This window comes from Oleiphilus sp. HI0061, from assembly GCF_001635675.1.
This window is the reverse complement of the sequence record NZ_LWFE01000286.1, coordinates 1-1,227: the sequence shown is the minus strand read 5'-3', so window position 1 is coordinate 1,227 and position 1,227 is coordinate 1. Positions and strand designations below refer to the sequence as shown.

At 43.8% G+C, this 1,227-nt stretch carries 3 protein-coding genes; all 3 read left to right on the top strand.

Annotated features, from left to right (window positions below; all coding sequences use genetic code 11):
• Position 1: 1 nt before the first annotated feature.
• The 3 genes from A3735_RS32475 to rpsI all read left to right on the top strand — a co-directional run bounded on the left by A3735_RS32475 (position 2) and on the right by rpsI (position 1,206).
• Complete coding sequence (locus A3735_RS32475; RefSeq protein ID WP_369820504.1) at positions 2–178, top strand: TatD family hydrolase; 177 nt, start codon at positions 2–4, stop codon at positions 176–178.
• Between the two features lie 194 nt (positions 179–372).
• Positions 373–801 carry a 50S ribosomal protein L13 gene (gene rplM / locus A3735_RS03700; protein WP_068516415.1) on the top strand — a complete coding sequence of 143 codons (429 nt, stop codon included), beginning with the start codon at positions 373–375 and terminating at the stop codon, positions 799–801.
• Positions 802–813: 12 nt separating this feature from the next.
• Positions 814–1,206 carry a 30S ribosomal protein S9 gene (rpsI, locus tag A3735_RS03695; protein ID WP_068507251.1) on the top strand — a complete coding sequence of 131 codons (393 nt, stop codon included), beginning with the start codon at positions 814–816 and terminating at the stop codon, positions 1,204–1,206.
• The last annotated feature ends 21 nt before the right edge of the window (positions 1,207–1,227 follow it).

Here is a 1,227-nt window from a genome sequence, read left to right as displayed (position 1 = left end):
GTTGTTGGAGACGGATAGCCCGGATATGAGAGTTTCCGGGTTGAGGCGAGAGTTTGGTTGTCCTTCGGATATTCGTCAGGTTTTTTCGGCGCTATGTAATATTCGCTCTGAAAGCCCTGAAATCTTGGCTGCAGCCTTGAGAGATAATGCCGAAGAAATTTTTTATGCGGGGCAATGAAAGAAAAACTAAATTAGTTCTGGATTAATTGTGTTTAATTATATTATACTGCGCGCCCTAAAATTATCGGTGTAGCTTTGCGAGTACAGCCCCGTCTCAATATGTGAAACCGCGATAATTCGTGACATCCGAATGGCGAAATTGCCATCGAACTTGGATTTTGTAAAGGCTCATTGGAGCTAAAGGCGGAATAAATGAAAACGTTAAGTGCAAAGCCAGAAAGCGTAAAGCGTGACTGGTATGTAGTAGATGCTACAGGCAAAACACTTGGTCGCTTATCAAGTGAAATTGCGAGCCGTTTAAGGGGCAAGCATAAGCCAGAATACACACCTCATGTTGATACAGGTGATTACATTGTTGTTGTTAATGCAGAGAAAGTTGCAGTAACAGGTAACAAGGCTAAAGATAAGATTTATCACAGACATACTGGTTATATCGGTGGTCTTAAGTCGATTTCTTTCGAAAAATTGATCGATAAAGCTCCTGAGCGTGCTATTCAAGGTGCGGTTAAAGGCATGTTGCCACGCGGACCTCTAGGTCGTGAAATGTTCAGAAAGCTAAAAGTGTATGCTGGTGATGTTCATCCTCATACTGCACAACAACCGCAAGTTTTAGATATTTAACGGAAGGCGATTATGTCAACTACATATAATTATGGAACTGGTCGTCGTAAAACTTCTGCGGCGCGCGTATTTCTAAAATCTGGTGGCGGTAATATTGAGATCAATGGCCGTGCACTAGATCAGTTTTTTGGTCGTAAGACTGCTCAGATGGTTGTTCGTCAGCCTCTAGAGTTGGTAGAGATGGCCGATAAGCTTGATGTAAAAATCACTGTAAAAGGTGGTGGTACAACTGGTCAAGCTGGTGCGATTCGTCACGGTATTGCTCGTGCTCTAATGGAGTATGACGAAACGTTGCGTCCAGCACTGCGTGAAGCAGGTTGGGTTACTCGTGATGCGCGTGCAGTAGAGCGTAAGAAGGTTGGTCTACGCAAAGCGCGTAAGAAGCCTCAGTTCTCAAAGCGTTAATACGCCTTATTCAAGAAACGC

What these genes read in the sequence shown, in the direction of transcription:
- rpsI (WP_068507251.1), top strand. Translation starts at nt 814, where the DNA reads ATGTCAACTACATATAATTATGGAACTGGTCGTCGTAAAACTTCTGCG.
- rplM (WP_068516415.1), top strand. Translation starts at nt 373, where the DNA reads ATGAAAACGTTAAGTGCAAAGCCAGAAAGCGTAAAGCGTGACTGGTAT.